The sequence below is a fragment of the Rhizobium phaseoli genome (assembly GCF_003985125.1).
In the GTDB taxonomy this organism is placed as follows: Bacteria; Pseudomonadota; Alphaproteobacteria; order Rhizobiales; family Rhizobiaceae; genus Rhizobium; species Rhizobium phaseoli.
Genome location: NZ_ML133569.1, coordinates 141,771 through 159,015, shown reverse-complemented (window position 1 = coordinate 159,015; position 17,245 = coordinate 141,771). Strand labels below are relative to the sequence as shown.

Here is a 17,245-nt window from a genome sequence, read left to right as displayed (position 1 = left end):
TTAGCGGAGCCTGCCCGCTGCATGGGCGAGCATGGTGTAGACCTTGCCCGTATCCGAGGTGAGGTAGGACTGGGTGACAGTCTGATTCGGGTCGGTACGGGCGACGTCGGCGAGCAGCTTTTCGAAATCACCGATATAGCGGTCGACAGCGGTGCGGAATTCCGGTTCGCGATCGTATTTGCGCTTGATCTCGTCGAAGGTCTGCTGGCCCTTCAGCGTGTAGAGGCGGCGGGTGAAGACGTCGCGCTCGCCACGCTGGTAACGGCGCCAGAGATCGACCGAGGCATCGTGGTCGATGGCGCGGGCGATATCGACCGAGAGCGAGTTCAGCGATTCCACGACATGGCGCGGATTGCGGCTGTCGTTGCTGCGCGTCGTCGGTGCGGCGGTTTCCGCCGGGCGGGCCGCAGCCCGGGCAGGCGCCTCGTCGGCGGCTTCGTCACGGGATGCACCGCGTAAGAGATCGCTGATCCAGCCGCCGCTTTCCCGGCCCGGTTCCTGGTGGCCTGATTCCTGGCGAGCCGGGGCCGGCTGCGGGGCGCGCTGAGCGGCGACAGCCGGAGCAGACGGCGCGATCGTTCCGCGCAGACCCGTCGCTTCGATCGGCGGGGGTGCCGCCGGCTGCGGCGGCTGAGCGGCAACCGGCTGAGCGGCGCGTGGCGCCGGCTGCGCTTGAGCCAGGGAGCGGGCGACGGGCTCGGAGATTTCAAGCTGCTGGCTGGAGCGACCGACGAGCTGGGAAATATCCTGAAGCGCCTTGATCTGCTCGGCGACGGCGCGGCGCATGGCCGAGGCGCTTTCCTTGGCTTCCTCGGGCAAGTCGAAGGCGCCGCGCTTCAGTTCGGCGCGGGTGGCGTCGAGCTCGCTGCGAATGTCGGCGGCGGAGCGGCGGATATCCTCGGTGGCGCCGGAGAAGCGCCCGACGGCATCCTCGATCGCCTCGCGCAGCGATTCCCGCATGGTTTGAGCGGCACCGTCGGAGGCGCGGCCAGCCTCAGCGAGCATGCGCTCGACTTCCGACAGCGAGGCGGTGAGGCCGCCGCGAATCCGATTGGAGAGATCGCCGGAACGGCGCTCGACATTGGCGAAGGTGCCGTCGATCGTCGTGTTGGCCTCGTCGCCGGCCCGGGTGATCGCCTGGCGCATCGTCTCGGCCGCTTCCTGGGCCCGTTTTTCGGTTTCGGTGAGAATGCGGCCGATATCGGCAAAGGAGGACTGCACGCCCTGGCGCAGATTGCCGGTGACCTGGTTGGAGCGCTGCTCGGCCCGCTCGAACACGGTCTCGATCATGCCGCCGAGGCCAAGCATGGTCTTTTCGATCTCGCTGGAGCGCTGCACCAGGCTGACGGACAGCGCCTGCAACGCGCTCTCGCGCTCCTCAAGGGTCGAGGCAAGGTTGGACTGGGCGGCACCGAGAAGCTGCGAGGCCTGGGTCAGAACCTTGGAATGTTCGTCGAAGCGGCCGATGATGCCGCCGACCTGGGCCAGTGTCTGGCCTGAAATGTCGGAGAGGCGATCGACCTTGCCTTCGAGAAGCCGGGTCGAGGCATTGACCATTTCGGCGGCCTTGGTGGCGGAGTCGGCAAAACGCGTCGTGGTTTCGCCAAGACGTCCGTCGACGCTCGTCAGCTGCTCGGCGGCGCGGTTCATCATCATGGCCATTGCCGCGCTGCTTTCCGACATACGCTGGACCAGACCGTTGACATTGCCGACCAGGCTGCTCTCGATGGCGCTGACGGCGTTGGCGACATTCTCGGTGCGGGCGGCAACCGCGCTGGCGAGCGCTTCGTTTTCGGCGCGCAGACGGTCGGCGCTGAGGTTGGCGGCGGCGGTGATGCGGGCGGCAGCCTGCTCGCCGGCATCGGTATAGCGATCGATGATCGGGCGGGCCGTTTCGTCGAGGATGCGGGTCAATTCAATCGAGCGGCCCGATAGCATCGAGTTGAGGTCGCGGGTACGTTCCTCAAGCGTCGTGCGGATCGAGTTGCTGCGCGCTTCGAGCGCCCGATCGATGTCGGAGAGGGTGGTATCGATCTCGCGGCTGCGCTCCTCGAGATTTGTGCGGATGGCGCTGCTGCGGGCTTCGAGCGCCCGGTCGACATCCGCCATGGTGGCGGAAATCTCGCTGCCGGCCCCCGACAGCGTCGTGCGGATGGCATTGCCGCGCGCTTCGAGAGACTGACCGGCATCCGACAGGGCCCTGGAAATGGCATTGACCTGCGTGCCGACGATGGTCTCGGCCTCGGCGACCTTGTTGACGATGGCATTGCCGGCTTCCGAGAAAGTCTGGGCGACGGCAGCGGCCTGGGTCGCCAAACGATTCTGGGCTTCGGCGACGCGGGTGACGATCTGCGACGAACGTTCATCCATGGTGCGGGTGAATTCGTCGCTTTTTGCATTGAGATCCTCGGCGAATTGCTGGCCGGTCTTGCCGAGCAGTTCGGTGGTTCTCGTCGCTTCGCCTTCCATCCCCTGGGCTGCTTCGGCCACGGCGCTGCGCAGCGTCGAAGCGAGGCCGGCGGCCTTGCCTTCGATGGTGCGGTTGACGGCGTCGAGGCCGACGGTCAAGGCGCGATCCATGGTCGAGAGGCGTTCCTCGATGCGGGCGTTGCCGCGGTCGAGGGTTTCGCCGAGACTTGCGGTGCGGCCCTCGATGGCGCCCGTCAGTGTGCTTGTGCGGCTGTCGAGGGTCTCGGCCAGATTGGTGGTCCGGCTGTCGATCGCCTGGGTGAGATTTGCGGCGCTGCCTTCGAGCGTCGCCGAGATGCGTTGGGTGGTGTCGTCACCAAGCGCGCCGAGGCGGGAAATGCCGTCGGCAAGCACGCCGGACAGCTGGCTGCTGGCCGCATCGATTTTATCGGCAACGCCGCCGACGCCGTCTCGGATGCGGCTCTCGATGGTGGTGAGGCCCGCTTCCATACGGGAGCCGGTTTCTTGTAGACGTTCCGCAAGGCTTTCGACCGACTGGTCAAGGTGGGTGGAAAGGTTCTGGGCGGAGCTCGAAATCGCGTTTGCCGCATCCTGGAAGCGGCCGGCGATCTGGCCGGCGCCGGCATGCATGCGCTCTTCCAATGTCTGAGCGCTGGCATCGATCGCCTGACGGATCGAGGCCTCGCGGTGCTCCAGCGACATTTCGAGCATGCTGACGGTCGTCGCCACCGATGTGCCGATGCTGGTCGCCTGTTCGGTCAGCGTATCGCTGATCAGCGCATGGGCCTGGTTCAGCGACAGATCGATGGCGTTGGCGCGATCCTCAAGCGTCGTGCGGATGCGCTCATGGGCAGAATCCAGTCCGCTTTCGATGCGCGCTGCGGCCTCCTCGGCAAGGCCTCCGAGACGTACATGGGCATCGCTCAGGCGGCCTTCGATGCGGCCGGTCAAGCCGCCGACGAGATCCTCGAAGCGGGCGCCGCCGGCATCGAGAGCGCCCGAAAGCGCCGCACTGTGCTGGGAAAGCGCATTTTCGAGCCGCTGCTGATTGTCGGCATAGGCGTTATGGATCGCATCAGTCTTGTCGGCAAAGGCGCCGGCGACGCGCGCCTCGGCACTGGCGACGGCTTCCATCATGGAATTGCTGCGGGCTTCGAGCGCGCTGTCGAAACGGCTCTGATTGTCGTCGAGCGAAATGGCGAGCGCCATGGTCTTTTCGTCGAGCGAATCGGTGAGGCGGTCGTGGCTTGCCGTCACGGCGCCGATAATCGCGGCGGTGCGATGTGCCAGGGCTTCCTCGATGCGAACCTGGCCCTCATTCAACGAAGCGGCCAGCGCGCTGGCCTTTTGGTCGAGCACGCCGTTCAGGCGCTCATGCGTGCCGGAGACCGCATTGGTGATCGCATCGGCACCTGAGGTCAGTGTCTCCTCGAGGCGGCTCTGGCTCTCGTTCAGCGAGATCGCCAGCGCCATCGCCCGATCGTCAAGTGTCTCGGACAGCCGGTCATGGGTGGCGGAAACCGCGTTGAGGAAGGATTCCGAGCGCGTCTCCAGCGTATCCTGCAGTCGCCGTTGGCCTTCGTTCAAGGTAGCAGCGAGCGCCGATGTATTCTGGTCGAGCGTTTCGGAGATACGCTGATGCGTGCCCGAGACGGCGTTGAGGAAGGCCTCGGAGCGGGTCCCTAACGTGTCTTCGATCCGTGCCTGGCTCTCGTTGATCGAGATGGCCAGCGTCATCGCCTTCTCGTCGAGAGTTTCGGAGAAGCGGTCGTAGGTGCCGGAAACGGAATTCAGCAAGGCCGCGGAGCGGGTTTCCAGCGTATCCTCGATGCGCGCCTGGCTCTCGTTGAGCGAAATGGCAAGCGCCATAGCTTTTTCGTCCAAGGTTTCGGAGAGGCGGTCATGCGTGCCGGAAACGGCATCCATCAGGGCGGCCGAGCGGGTTTCGAGCGTATTCTCGAGACGGGCCTGGGTCTCGCTCAGCGAGGTGGCAATAGCAGACGCTTTACCGTCCAGCGCCTCGACGAAGCGGTCGTGGGTGCCGGAGACAGCGTTCAGCAGGGCAGCGGAACGCGTTTCCAGCGTGTCCTCGAGACGAGACTGGCCTTCGTTCAAGGAAATGGCAAGCGCCATTGCCTTTTCATCAAGCGTTTCGGCAAGGCGGTCACGCGTGCCGGCGATGGTGTTGAGCAGCGCTTCGGCGCGTGTCCCGAGCGCATCCTCGATGCGGGCGTGCCTCTCGTCGAGAGACGTCGTCAGCGCTGCTGCCTTCGTATCGAGGGTTTCCGACAGCCGCTCATGCGTGCCCGACACGGCATTGAGGAAGGCTGCGGAGCGGGTCTCGAGCGTGTCCTCGATGCGGCTCTGGCTTTCGTTCAGGGAGATGGCGAGCGCCATTGCCTTCTCGTCGAGCGTCTCGGACAGTCGGTCATGGGTGCCGGAAACAGCGTTCAGCAGGGTGGCGGAGCGGGTTTCGAGCGTATCTTCGATCCGGGCCTGGCTCTCGTTCAAGGAGATGGCAAGCGCCATGGCCTTCTCGTCGAGCGTTTCGGCGAGACGATCGTGGGTGCCCGCGACGGCGTTGATGATCGCGTCGGAGCGGGTGGACAGCGCTTCCTCGAAGCGGCCGTGATGGCTCGTCAGCGCATCGACGAGCGCGCCGCCGCGCTCTGCCATGACGCTGTCGATGCGCCCATGCGCGGCGCCGAGCGCCTCGCTGATTTCGGCCGTACGTGCCGTCAGCAGGCCGCTCAACTCCTCGGCGCGCCCGCCGAAGGCGGTGGTCACCTCTTGCGTGCCGGCGGCGACGGCGGCGGTCAGCTCGCTGGTGGTGGTGCGCAGCGTATCGCGGAACTCGGCTGAGCGCGCCTGGAGATTGTTCTGCAGGTCGGACGTGCCCGATGCAAGCGCCAGCGCGATGTCCGACGTAGCGTTCTGCAGCGCCGAGGTCAGTTGGCCGGTGCGGCTGGTCAGCGCTGTGGTGATTTCTTCGCTGTGGGTGCCGAGCGTGCTTTCCAGCATTTCGTGGCCGGTGGCGAGCGCGGCAGCGAGTGCCAGCGACTGATCGGTCATCGAGGAGCCGAGGCGGTCGATGCTGGAATTGAGGATGCCGTCGATCGAATCCGAGCCGCCGGTCAGTGTCTCATTGATGCGGGCGAGGCTTTCCATCAGCTTTGTGTCGAGCGAGCCGGTGCGTTTGTCGAAAGCGCTGGTAAACTCGGCAACGCGCTCATCGAAGGCGGTCGAGAGCTGGGCGACGGTCGTCTGCAGTCGCTCCTCGAAGAAGCCGGTGCGAAGGTCGAGATCCATGACGGTGTCGTCGGCGGTGCTCTGCAGGCTCTGGCGGAAGCTCGCGCCCTTTTCGTCCAGCGCGCTGTTCAGTTTCGACAACACGTCGTCGAGCGTGCCGCCGATGGTGCGTTCGCCTGATGTCAGGCTTTCGTTGATCTCGCGGGTGCGGGCAATCAGGATTTCGTTGAGCTGGTGCGTGCGCTCGTTCAGCGCCGCATTCAGCTTCTCGGTGCTGCTATCCATCGTCGAGGCGCGCGTCTCGAACTGGCTGAGCAGTTTTTCGCCATGCTCGTTGAGATTGACGGTGAGCGCTTCGAGACGGTTGTCGAATTCGGTGGCCAGCGCAAAGCCGGACGCGTTGAGCGTTTGCAGCAGGCTGTCCGTCTTGGCGGCGAGCAGGCTGCCCATCGACTGAAGGGCGCTGTCCGATTTTTCCAGGATCGTCGCTGCACGCGTGTCGATCAGCGAGGCGAAGGCTTCGCCCGACGTGGCGAGACGCACGGCGATCTCTTCGGTTGCGAGCGACAGTTCTTCCTTCAATTGGTCGTGGACGCTGCCGATCGACGTGCGGATGCGGTCGGCATGGTTGACGATCGCCTCCCGTTCGGAACCGAGTTCGTGGACAAGGCCGCGCACGCGCAATTCGTTGTCCGCATAGGAACGCTCCAGCGCGTTGACTTCGGAATGGACCAGCGTTTCCAGTTCGGAGGCGCGCGCGATGGTGCGCTCGATGCCTTCATTCATGGCCGAAACCTCGCGGCGCACCGCCTGGCCTACGGTCATGATGCGTTCGGAGGCAATGGTTTCGGGCTCTGCCAGGCGCAATGCCACCTCTGCCATGGAGCGGGCGGCGTTGCGCATGTCCTGCGCGCGGGAGATCATGATGGCGAAAGCATAGAACATCATGACAGGAACGATGATGCCGACCAGGCCGGCAATGACGCCGGGCAGGGCGACGAGATCGGCAACCGAGCGGATCTGCCAGATCTGCGGCGCGTAAAGCAGCGACATCAGGCCGAGGCCCGCCATCACCCAGAGCGCGGAAAACAGGGTGGCGGTGCGCATCGCCGAGCGGCTGGAGGCGCCGTCGAAAGATTTCAGGATAGAGGCGGGCGTAGTGCGGCTGGCGTCATTGGCGGGTGCGAAAGCCGGAGCCCTGGAAGCCTGGTCGCCGTTGGCGCCGCGGCGGTTGCGGCGCTGCGCTTCTTCCTGGGCTTGCTGATTACGCGCATTCGATGGATCAGACACATTCCCCTCCGGCGCCTCAGGCGCGTCGCCGCGGCGAGACGGCACGTTATCCTTGCCGAAATCGATCTGGAGCGCCTCGTCCAATGCCTTGAACGCCTTGTCCTCTATCGACTCATTGTATTTGTTATTCGCCATTCGGTTACGCCTCGTTACTGTCGGCCGGTCCGCCAGCGCTGCCCAGGCTTCCGCCTTGCCCCGGAACAACTTGCCGTTACGGCCCTCCATCCCAACCGCGGACGGATAAGCATGTCATTTCAGAGTAGATAGCCGCTTTTTCAAACGGAAGGTATCAAAACACTACCATTATCCACTCACTCGGCAAAGGCGCGTACCATAAACCCGCTCCACCAGTATCGTAGTGACACATCTGGGCTCTTCACACAATTAATGAAGGCTTGAGATTTGCGGCCCGTTAACCTGTTGTTAACAATTTTGAATCCGAGACCCCGCTTAAAAACCAATAATTTAGGGATATTTAACGGACGTTAACCATATGCCGAGATTTCCGCGCTCGCTGTGCCGGAATTTAACGGGATGGCCACCCTCCTGGCGCAGAACTGTTGCAAGTGCGGACGACGTGAGACGGGAGAATTGGCAAATGGCGGCCCAGATGGCAGCATCGAATATCGTATTCGAGACGCCGGACAATGCAAAGGGACCCTGTCCCTCCATGGTCCGGCCGATCGACCTGGTTCATCTCGCAAAGCAGACGATGGGCGACAAGACGCTGGAAATCGAAGTCCTTCAGATGTTTGCCCGCCAAGCCCGCGCGTGTCTCCAGGATATTGCGAGCGGCGAGACCGTGCGTGTCGGAGCCGCCGCGCACCGGCTGAAAGGCGCGGCAAGTTCGGTCGGCGCATTTCGCGTGTCACAGACGGCGGAAGTCATCGAGGAGACCGGCGGCGATGCCGGTGCGATGGCGGCGCTGGGCGCTGCCGTCCTCGATGCGGAGAATTTCATCCTGAAGCTCTGCCGCGGCTGATCTTTCTTTCACCGTCTTTGGAGCCACAGCGCCGCACGTCTTTTCAAACACTGTAGCGGTTTGAATGGCCGTGTAATCTTATCCTTAAGGAATTGCGCAGCAGGCCCGCTGTTCCATTGCGGAACCACGGGTCTTTTTGCGACGCCCGATATGACGCATTGAAGACGGCGGGCGACCGCCTGATCTGCGAGGTTATGGCGAATTTCGCAATGTTGACTGATGCGTCGAATTGTCGGAAGTAGAGCCGCCCACCCCTTTGAAGACCGGATAGTCCTGATGCCCAAACTTACCATCGTCGCCTTCGACGGAACGCGCTTCGACCTCGACGTCGATCAAGGCTCCACCGTGATGGAAAATGCCGTGCGCAATTCGGTGCCCGGCATTGAGGCCGAATGCGGCGGCGCTTGCGCCTGCGCGACCTGTCACGTCTATGTCGATGAAGAATGGACGGAGAAGGTCGGCCAGCCGGAAGCGATGGAAGAAGACATGCTCGACTTCGCCTTCGATGTGCGCCCGACCTCGCGGCTCTCCTGTCAGATCCGGATGAAGGCTGCCTATGACGGGCTCGTCGTGCACGTTCCTGAACGTCAGGCTTGAGGCCGGCGCCTAAAGCGCGTCGCATCAAATTCACGCGATGCGCTTTGTTCTTTGTTTTGATGCCTGTCGTTATCCCGGAAGCGCTGCACACTTCCGGTGACATGCATTCGCCGCGGTCGCTGCCATAGCCACAAAAAAGACGCCTCGCGCGCTGGTGCGAGCGAGGCGAGGCGGGCGCATTACCTACGGATGAGGGAGGAGCATCCGCGGCTTCGGAACGCGCCAGGAGAACCCAGCGAGGAAAGTCCAGATACCGTAGCTGAACTTTCGAATGTGTTCATATTAACGCGTTCCGGTTGAGTCTGCCAGAATGAAAAATGACCATTAAAACGCTGGGGAGCGCACAAGTTTCACACAAGTTTTGTTGCGCAGCTAAGTATTTCCCCTCGCAAGCAGCTTAAAAAACCTTTATTTTCCGCCGGCTCGGCCGTTGATTCGATTATTCAGCAATCTCAACATGCGCTTCTGGAAATTGACGGCTTCAACCCGGTCGAATCGCGCCTGCTGCCGATCGTGCTCCTCTATACCGCGAGCTGATTCGTTGGAGACGAGTTCCTGCATGGCCTCGCAGCTGTGCTGCTGCGGCAAGGCGCGGATGGCGCGTTCCATGGCGCGGGCCTGATCTCTGGCGATCTCCGCATGGCGCTCCTCATGGCGCTTGATGTCGCTCGACAGTGCATCCCAGATCAACGACAGCTCTTTGCTCGCGCCACGGCGGCTGCTCCAGCGCGGCAGGATGATCTGGGTGTGGACCGTGACCTTGACGTTGCCGATGCGGCAGCGGCCGCCGTCCTGAATATAGGTGGCTTCGCCGCCGAAGCGGATCTTGGTGGCGCCCGGATGGCGCGCCGACGAGCCGCTCGCCGTCGGGCCGCGACGGCTGAGTTCGCGGTCGAGCTCATCGGCGGTTTTGCCGCTGATGTCGAAATAGGAGTAGCTTTTCGATGCGATCACTTCGGCTGCCGCGGGGCTGCTGACGGAAAGAGCAATGGAAAAGGCGACAGGAAGGCACATATAACGCACTGCAAGCGGCATTCTGAACGCAACCCATGTTGAAATCGACAGGAGCTTGGGGCATAGCCACCGCAAGCGCAATATCGGATGGCGGCTTTTTTCGCCATCAATAGGACAAGTCTGGTGATAGGGCTCGAAGGCAGTTTATGGCGTGTCGGCCATGGCCGGGAGATCGAACTCGGCCGTCGTTCGGCGATCATGGCGATCATCAACGTGACGCCGGACTCCTTTTCCGATGGCGGACGCTTCAAAACCGTCGATGCCGCCGTCGAACACGCGCTGCAGGCGGTGAGCGATGGCGCCGCGATCGTCGACATCGGCGGCGAATCGACCCGGCCGGGCGCGGCACCGGTCAGCCCGTCGGAGGAGCAGGCGCGGGTGCTGCCCGTCATCGAGGCGTTGCGCGGCCGCACCCAGGCGCTGATATCGATCGACACCTATCGCGCCGAGACAGCGCAGCTTGCGGTCAGCGCCGGCGCCCATATCGTCAACGACGTCTCCGGACTGCAGAAGGAGAGCGGTATCGCGGAACTGGCCGCGGCGACAGGAGCGGGGCTCTGCATCATGCACACCGGCCGCGATAGGGTCAAACTTGCCGATGTGATCGCCGACCAGGTCCATTTCCTCGAACGATCGCTTGCGATCGCCGCCGCGGCAGGTGTCAATGGTGACCGCATCGTGCTCGATCCGGGCTTCGGCTTCGCCAAGGAGACGGCAGAGGAGAATCTGGAACTGATGGCACGGTTTTCCGAGCTTTCGCGCTTCGGCCTGCCGTTGCTTGCCGGCACCTCACGCAAACGTTTTCTCGCCACTGTGACCGGACGCGAGGCGGCAGACCGGGATGTGGCGACGGCTGCGACCAGCGCGCTGCTCAGGCTTCAGGGAGCAGCGGTTTTCCGGGTGCACAATGTCGCAATCAACAGGGCTGCGCTTGATGTCGCCGATGCTATGCTCAATGCGCGCCAGGAATTCGAGAGGAAGCGGCCGACATGACCACCTACACGATCACGCTGCAGAACTGCGCTTTCTTCGCGCGCCATGGCGTGCATGACGAGGAGGAATTCCTCGGCCAGCGTTTCTTCGTCGATGCCGAGCTCGATGTCGTCGCCGGCGAGGCGCTGAAAAGCGACTCGATCGACGATACCGTCAATTACGGCATTGCCTTTACCGTGATCGAGCAGATCGTCACCGGCAAGCGACGCTATCTGATCGAAGCCCTGGCGCTCGATATCGCCAAGGGGCTCTGCGAGACATTTCCGCAGGTCCGGCGGGCGAAGATCACGGTGCGCAAGCCGAACGCGCCGGTGCCCGGTGTGCTCGATTTCGTGCAGGTGAGCGTTGAGCACTTTGCCTGAGGCGGCATGGCGATCCGCCACCCTCGGCCTCGGCGGCAATGTCGGCGAGCCGGTGAAGGCGATGGCAGCGGCGCTGCAAAGGCTGGACGGGCACGACGATTGTCGTGTTACCGCCGTGTCGCGGCTTTATCGCACGCCGCCCTGGGGCAAGACCGACCAATCGTTCTTCTTCAATGCCTGCGCCGCCGTCGAAACCCGGCTTCCTCCGGAAGCTTTGCTCGATGTCTGCCTGTCGATCGAACGCGAGATGAAACGCGAGCGTATCGAGCGCTGGGGCCCGCGTACGCTCGATATCGACGTGCTGACCTATGGCGACGTCGTCCAGGAGGCGCCGCGGCTGGAACTGCCGCATCCGCGGATGACCGAGCGCGGTTTCGTGCTGATGCCGCTTGCCGATATCGCCCCGAGCCTTGTTGTCAGGGGGCGGCCGGTCAGCGACTGGCTGCTCGACGCTGACGTGACGGGCATCGAGGTCGCCGATGATAGCGGCGCCTGGTGGGCTTGAAGCAGGGATCCTGAAACGCGAAACGGCGGGAAACCCGCCGCTTCAGGAAAATCCGTCATGCCATCTGTCTACTGGATCGAGCCGACGGCCATTTCATCGACCTGACGCGTCAATGTCAGGCCGATAACCGGAATCATCTGGCTTTCAACCTTGACCGAAACGGTGACGTTCATCGTCTTGTCGTCACGCACGCGGGCAATCATCGCACCATTCAGCTTGGCGCGGTTGATGCCGACCACGACGGTGTCCTCGGTGACGGCCCCGGAGACGACGTCAAGACCTTTGCCGGCGGCGCCGTCGAGAAACTTGCCCTTATAGCTGGAGCCGGACTGCGAGATCACCGCGGTCATCGGCTGCTTGAAGACGCCGACGCGGCAGGTGCCATCGAGTTTGATGCCGGCATTGCTGTCGCCGGTGGGTTCACCGATCAGGTTGCAGGTGAATTTCGTGCCCTTGTACTTGCCGGCGACGATCTCGCCGGGGCCCTTCCAGGAGCCGGCGACGGAATCGAAAAAGGCCTTGTCACGGGTTGCGGCGGTGGCTGCCGGAGCGACATCTGCGACCGGCGACAAAGCCGCGGCGGCGAGGCCGCATACGAAGAGAAACTTGCGCGAATACATGGATTTTCCTTGGCAAACACCACTCACGAACTGGCAGCAAGTTTTGCCGAAGAATGGTTAATCCTTCCTTTCGATTGTGCCGAAATGCGAGGAGCTGTTAGGTGGCCATGCCGGGCGGCTTTTAATAGTCTGCCTATATCGGATTGAATATGTTCAGTTTATTCTATGTTCACGCTAGGGGAGGCGACGGCTGCGGAATCGCCTGGTCAGTTAAGGATTGTTGCCGCGCGGTGACATCGAAGGTGTGAGATCGGCGATGAAATCGCCGATTCCCGGTCGCTTCAGCGTGCGAAAGGCAAGCGGCCGGCAGAGATCCATGGCGGCGATTCCGATACGGGCGGTCATCAGGCCGTTGATGACACCCTCGCCGAGTCGGGCCGAGAGCTTCGAGGCAAGGCCATGGCCGAGCACCTGCTGGACGAGGCTGTCACCGACGGCGATCGAGCCGGTGACCGCGAGATGCGCCAGCACATCGCGCAGAAGGCGGAACATGCCGAGCGTGCCGGGGCGGCCGCCATAGAGTTCCGCCATGGCGCGGATGAGGCGGACGGCCTCGTAGAGCACATACAGCAGATCGACGACCGCGCGCGGGCTGACGGCGGTGACGATCGAGACACGCTTGGAGGCGTTGACGATCAGGGCGCGCGCCTTGCGGTCGAGCGGGGCGAGCAGCTCTCGTTCGGCCAAGGCGATTAGATGCGGAGGATCGATGACCTCACCCTCGGTCGCCTTCAGCGTCGCACGTCCCTTCGATGTCTCGGGATTGGCGGCAAGCAGCGTGGTGAGTCGCGCAAGGACGGCGCGCGCCTTCGCCGGTCGTGTTTCGAGGATCGCTGCTTCCGCTTCGGCCTTGATCGTCTGGACAGCGGCAAGGCGCATCATGCCTGCGGTCTCGCGGATGACGAGGGCAAGCACGGCGAGGATGCCGATCGCGAGCACACCAAGGGCTGCGTAACCCAACCAGTCGGCGCGGGTGAAGAGATCGCGGATCAGCCGGTCGGTCCAGAGGCCGAGGCCGAGCGACAGCAATATGCCGAAGGCGCCGGCGGCGATCTTGCCAAAGGAGGTGCGCCGCTTGCGCGGAGTCGCGACCGGCGGCGCGATTAGATCGCTGTCAGGATTGATGAAGGGATCATCCTCGTCGGGCGTCACGACGATATTCTCAGAGAAGCTTTCCGGTTTGCGCCGGCCTTGTTGCTGCCGGCCGTTGTCGCGCGGCTCGGATGCGTCATCCTCATAAGCGAAGGCGGCGGGCGGGCGGCGCGGCGGATCGGACGGGGGCTTGCTCATGCGAGACGGTCTCCGAACAGGAACTGCATGGCGCGGTCGAGGCGGATATGCGGCACCGACAGCTTGATGCCGCTGCCGGTTTCCTCGAGATGCGGCGGGCGGAACCTGACGACATTAACTTCGGGCAGGGTTTCACCGGTCTCGCCCGAGGCGATACGGTCAAACAGGCCTTCCGGATCCTGCGGCAGGTCGCCGGGAAAGATCGCCGTCTTTCTCTGGCCGTCGAAGCATTCACCGGCAATGGTTTCACCCGCCATCGGCGTACCGACGATGACGGGCAGGTCATGGCCGTCACGTTTGACCGATGCCTCTCGAGTAGCGCGCACGGAGGCGAGCGCCATGACATCGATGCCGGCGCCGGCCATGCCGATGCGGGCGATGGCGCGATCGACGAGGCGGCGGGTCAGCGCGTCGAGCCGGTCATGGCTCTCATGATGGAGATGATCGGCCTTGGTGGCGGCGACCAGCACGCGGTCGATACGGCGGCCAAGCAATGAGGAGAGCAGCGAATTGGTGCCCGGGCGGAAACAGGCGAGCACATCGGTCAGCGCGCGTTCCAGATCTTGAACGGCTTCGGGGCCGCGGTTCATCGCCTGCAGCGCGTCGACCAGCACGATCTGGCGGTCGAGGCGGGCGAAATGCTCGCGGAAGAAGGGTTTGACGACCACCGACTTATAGGCTTCGTATCGCCGCTCCATCATTGCCCAAAGCGAGCCGCGGTCGGGACGCCCGTCGGGCGGCAAGGCGAGCGGAGCGAAGGTCAGCGCCGGCGAGCCGTCGAGATCGCCGGGCAGGAGCAGGCGCCCGGGCGGCAAGGTGGAGAGCGAGCGTTCGTCCGCCTTGCAGGCCTTGAGATAGTCGGCAAAGGCCGTGGCAAGGTCGCGGGCGACCATCTCATCGGCGCCGGCATTGATGTCGGCGGCACGTGTGAGCGACAGCCATCCCTGCGACAGTGCGGAACGGACGCCGGCTTGCGCAAGCGCAATCGTCTCCTCGCTGAAGGTGCGGTAATCCTTGCCGAGCAGCGGCAGGTCGAGCAGCCATTCACCGGGGTAATCGACGATATCGATCGACAGCCGGCCAGGCGAGAACAGGCGATTCCAGCCGCTGGCGCTCTGATAATCGAGCGTGATGCGCAGTTCGGAAATGGCGCGGGTCGAATCCGGCCAGATGCGCTCCTTCACCAGCGCCCGGATATGATCCTCGTATTGGAAGCGGGGCACGGCATCGTCAGGCTGCGGCTCGAGCCGCACAGCGGAAACGCGGCCCGATTGCACCGGCTCGAACAGCGGCAGTCGGCCGCCATGCAGCAGATTGTGGACAAGTGAGGAGATGAAAACCGTCTTTCCGGATCGCGAGAGGCCGGTGACGCCGAGCCTTATGGTCGGATTGACGAGCCCATTCGCCCGGTCGGCGAGATTGTCGAAGGCGATGCGGGCGTCGTCGGCAAGGGATGTCAGGCGTGGCGGCAAGGCGCGATTCCGATTGATGACTGCCGGCAATATAGGAAGGCGACGTTGTCCGAAAAAGAACTGGCGCGAACGCATTTCCGTTTTCCTGGGATAACGAAAACTCCTGCCACTCTTCGAATTGCTCCGACGATTTCAGACGACAACGAAATCGGTAAGGCACCAGGCGTTGACGGAGGCAGCGAAATCGATGACGGCAAGGCCTGCCGTCGGAAAGCCGCCGGGAAGGGCGCGGGCCATCGCCTCGGAGCCGATCAGTGTCTCCAGCGCCTGCTCTATGGTCGGATTGTGGCCGACAAGCATGACGGCCGCCGCCTCCTGCGCATCGATGATTTCGAGATAGGTGTCGACGGTGGCGTTGTAGAGCGCATCGACATAGCGCACGTCGAGCCCGACGCCGACCGCCCGGTAGACGGCGTCGGCGGTGTCGCGGCAGCGCAGCGCCGTCGAACTGATGAGAAGATCCGGACGGTAGCCCTTGTCGGCTGCCTGATCGGCGATGATCTCGGCATCGCCATAACCTTTTTCGTTGAGCGACCGGTCGAAATCGCGTTGCCCGGGTTCGGCCAAGGCGGCCTCGGCATGACGCAGGAGGTAGATGCGATTGGGCGGAGGCAGCGGTACGGTCATGGGCAAATCCAGGATCGGCGGGTCTTTTCAGTAGCGGTTGCGATCAGCCGCCGTCAACCGCCAGCCGTGTCGCAAAGCCGCAAAACGGGGCCGATAACACGGCGTTTTGAAGGCGAAGCAAAAAATGCCAGCGGGAATAATTAAGAGAAAATAGCCCGTTAGCCGAAAATTGTAACAGATTTAAAAATCTGTTTAGCTGTCGTATTTGGCTTGAATCGCGGCTAGCGCTTGGGATATACACCCGCCCAGATGAGATGTTCTTCAGGAGAATCGCGTTGAGTGAGAAGATCGATCTTAGCAATTACGTTCCCTCGGAAGAGGAAGAATTCATGAACGTAAACCAGCGAGCCTACTTCAGGGCCAAGCTGGTAGCCTGGAAAAACGATATCCTTAGAGAAGCGCGCGAAACACTCGACCATTTGGCTGAGGAGAGCGCAAACCATCCCGATCTCGCCGACCGGGCATCGTCGGAAACCGACCGGGCGATCGAACTTCGCGCTCGTGACCGGCAGAGAAAGCTGATTTCCAAGATCGACGCGGCGCTGCAGCGCATCGAAGACGGGACCTACGGCTATTGCGAGGAGACCGGCGAACCGATCGGTCTCAAGCGCCTCGACGCCCGTCCGATCGCGACGCTGTCGATCGAGGCGCAGGAGCGCCACGAACGTCGTGAAAAGGTCTACCGCGACGAGTGACGGTTTCCATATTGGCAGAGACACATTGGGCGCCGCGATCTGATCGCGGCGCCTTTTTTGTCGAGTCGCACTCCCGGCTTGTCGATCGGTCTTGCGCCGCCCATGCAAGCGCGTCGCATCAAACTTGATTCATGCGACGCGCTTCAGCCCTTGTTTTTATGCATGTCGCTGTCCCAGAACCTCCACACGCTTCCAGGCGACGTGCATCAGAGCGGGCCAATTGTAGCCAAAGGTTTCCACAGCCGCTCCCGTTCTGCCTCCATGGCGAGATCGATCGTGACGAGCGTGCCACTCCTGATCCGCCGCCGCATGATATCCGCCCCGCCGGGGTCCGTTCGACATAGGCCCTGATCGCGCAGAGCCTGCAGCCGCGAGCGCGAGATTTTCAACTCCCCGGCCAGCAGTCGATCCAGGCGGATATTTGTGGCGAACTGGGCCGCCAGTTCGATTTCCAGGCATGTCCAGCCCGCGATCTCGTGCCGTATCTTCTTGACGATGTCGAATTCGGCGAATTCGTCCACGCGCTGTGATTTGCGCCGCAGCCCATCGAGATTGAAGGTTTCTGCGCGAATCCAATCGGGGTCGTTCGACTGCAGCGCATCGAGCGTCAGCGGATCGATGTCACGGATATTCCGGCGCTCTAGGATTGGCCGGTTCCATGTCCTTTCGCAGGTGAGGCATTTGTAGATCAGCCAGGCGTCGAGTTTGCGACCGTTGGCATTCAGCCGGATCTTGTCGCTGGCTCGGAAAGCTCTGAGGCCTCCGCATCCGCCACACGCAATCCATGGCCGGGGCGCTGTCTTAGGGGTGATGGTCCATCGGACCCGAAGCGTCTTGCACATCGCGTCTTGGTCTTCCGTTCGGAAGTCCACCAAGATGGTGCATGAGAAAGCCTTGCGGGCGCGGTGTGGCGATGTTGTCGGCGGCTGAAGAGCTGAGCAGCGGAACTGCACATGGCACATTGTAACAATGCCAAACCGGTCTCTCGCCACCACCCGATGAACATGGTCGCATGCCGCCAGCATCTCGCTGTGCGGCAGTACGGGGTGAAATTGGAGTGAGACCGGTATTTACTTAGGCAAAGTGTGACCTCGATGCGCCAAAGCTCTTCGCGTCGAT

At 62.9% G+C, this 17,245-nt stretch carries 13 protein-coding genes; 6 read left to right on the top strand and 7 right to left on the bottom strand.

Going from position 1 to position 17,245, the window contains the following annotated elements:
- The gene (locus EFD56_RS10685) at window positions 1-7,104 is read right to left on the bottom strand and encodes an apolipoprotein A-IV repeat region-like domain-containing protein (protein ID WP_126905202.1); all 7,104 of its coding nucleotides are present in this window, start codon (window positions 7,102-7,104) and stop codon (window positions 1-3) included.
- A 463-nt stretch (window positions 7,105-7,567) separates the two neighbouring features.
- Here EFD56_RS10685 and EFD56_RS10680 point away from each other — a divergent pair, with 463 nt between their 5' ends.
- Together EFD56_RS10680 and EFD56_RS10675 are read left to right on the top strand one after the other, a co-directional pair.
- The gene (locus tag EFD56_RS10680; RefSeq protein ID WP_085742610.1) at window positions 7,568-7,951 is read left to right on the top strand and encodes an Hpt domain-containing protein; all 384 of its coding nucleotides are present in this window, start codon (window positions 7,568-7,570) and stop codon (window positions 7,949-7,951) included.
- Between the two features lie 276 nt (window positions 7,952-8,227).
- Entirely contained in the window at window positions 8,228-8,548 is a 321-nt protein-coding gene (locus EFD56_RS10675; protein ID WP_011425597.1) for a 2Fe-2S iron-sulfur cluster-binding protein, read from the top strand.
- Window positions 8,549-8,956: 408 nt separating this feature from the next.
- Here EFD56_RS10675 and EFD56_RS10670 read toward each other — a convergent pair whose 3' ends face one another.
- Window positions 8,957-9,583, bottom strand: coding sequence for a DUF922 domain-containing Zn-dependent protease (locus EFD56_RS10670; protein WP_085742609.1), 627 nt, complete (start codon window positions 9,581-9,583; stop codon window positions 8,957-8,959).
- Between the two features lie 102 nt (window positions 9,584-9,685).
- On the opposite strand from EFD56_RS10670, the gene folP reads away from it, so the two are divergent.
- From folP to folK, 3 genes are read left to right on the top strand one after another with little or no spacing between them, the layout of a single operon-like run.
- The gene (folP, locus tag EFD56_RS10665; protein ID WP_085743640.1) at window positions 9,686-10,555 is read left to right on the top strand and encodes a dihydropteroate synthase; all 870 of its coding nucleotides are present in this window, start codon (window positions 9,686-9,688) and stop codon (window positions 10,553-10,555) included.
- On the top strand, window positions 10,552-10,917 hold the full coding sequence (folB, locus tag EFD56_RS10660; RefSeq protein ID WP_009986496.1) for a dihydroneopterin aldolase: 366 nt from the start codon (window positions 10,552-10,554) through the stop codon (window positions 10,915-10,917). The genes folP and folB overlap by 4 nt, the downstream gene beginning before the upstream one ends.
- The gene (gene folK / locus EFD56_RS10655; protein ID WP_012484014.1) at window positions 10,910-11,422 is read left to right on the top strand and encodes a 2-amino-4-hydroxy-6-hydroxymethyldihydropteridine diphosphokinase; all 513 of its coding nucleotides are present in this window, start codon (window positions 10,910-10,912) and stop codon (window positions 11,420-11,422) included. Before folB ends, folK begins: the two co-directional genes overlap by 8 nt.
- A 68-nt stretch (window positions 11,423-11,490) precedes the next feature.
- Here the strand turns inward: folK and EFD56_RS10650 are convergent, their stop codons facing one another.
- The 4 genes from EFD56_RS10650 to EFD56_RS10635 all read right to left on the bottom strand — a co-directional run bounded on the left by EFD56_RS10650 (window position 11,491) and on the right by EFD56_RS10635 (window position 15,431).
- Entirely contained in the window at window positions 11,491-12,042 is a 552-nt protein-coding gene (locus tag EFD56_RS10650; protein ID WP_016733212.1) for a hypothetical protein, read from the bottom strand.
- Window positions 12,043-12,252: 210 nt separating this feature from the next.
- The gene (locus tag EFD56_RS10645; RefSeq protein WP_126905201.1) at window positions 12,253-13,332 is read right to left on the bottom strand and encodes a YcjF family protein; all 1,080 of its coding nucleotides are present in this window, start codon (window positions 13,330-13,332) and stop codon (window positions 12,253-12,255) included.
- The gene (locus EFD56_RS10640; RefSeq protein WP_085743639.1) at window positions 13,329-14,804 is read right to left on the bottom strand and encodes a YcjX family GTP-binding protein; all 1,476 of its coding nucleotides are present in this window, start codon (window positions 14,802-14,804) and stop codon (window positions 13,329-13,331) included. The genes EFD56_RS10645 and EFD56_RS10640 overlap by 4 nt, the downstream gene beginning before the upstream one ends.
- 132 nt (window positions 14,805-14,936) lie before the next feature.
- Window positions 14,937-15,431, bottom strand: coding sequence for a SixA phosphatase family protein (locus tag EFD56_RS10635; protein WP_085742607.1), 495 nt, complete (start codon window positions 15,429-15,431; stop codon window positions 14,937-14,939).
- A gap of 275 nt (window positions 15,432-15,706) precedes the next feature.
- Here EFD56_RS10635 and dksA point away from each other — a divergent pair, with 275 nt between their 5' ends.
- Entirely contained in the window at window positions 15,707-16,126 is a 420-nt protein-coding gene (dksA, locus tag EFD56_RS10630) for an RNA polymerase-binding protein DksA (RefSeq protein WP_008525884.1), read from the top strand.
- A 206-nt stretch (window positions 16,127-16,332) separates the two neighbouring features.
- On the opposite strand, the gene EFD56_RS10625 is transcribed toward dksA, so the two are convergent.
- Window positions 16,333-16,968, bottom strand: coding sequence for a DUF1062 domain-containing protein (locus EFD56_RS10625; RefSeq protein ID WP_004672742.1), 636 nt, complete (start codon window positions 16,966-16,968; stop codon window positions 16,333-16,335).
- Between the last annotated feature and the right edge of the window lie 277 nt (window positions 16,969-17,245).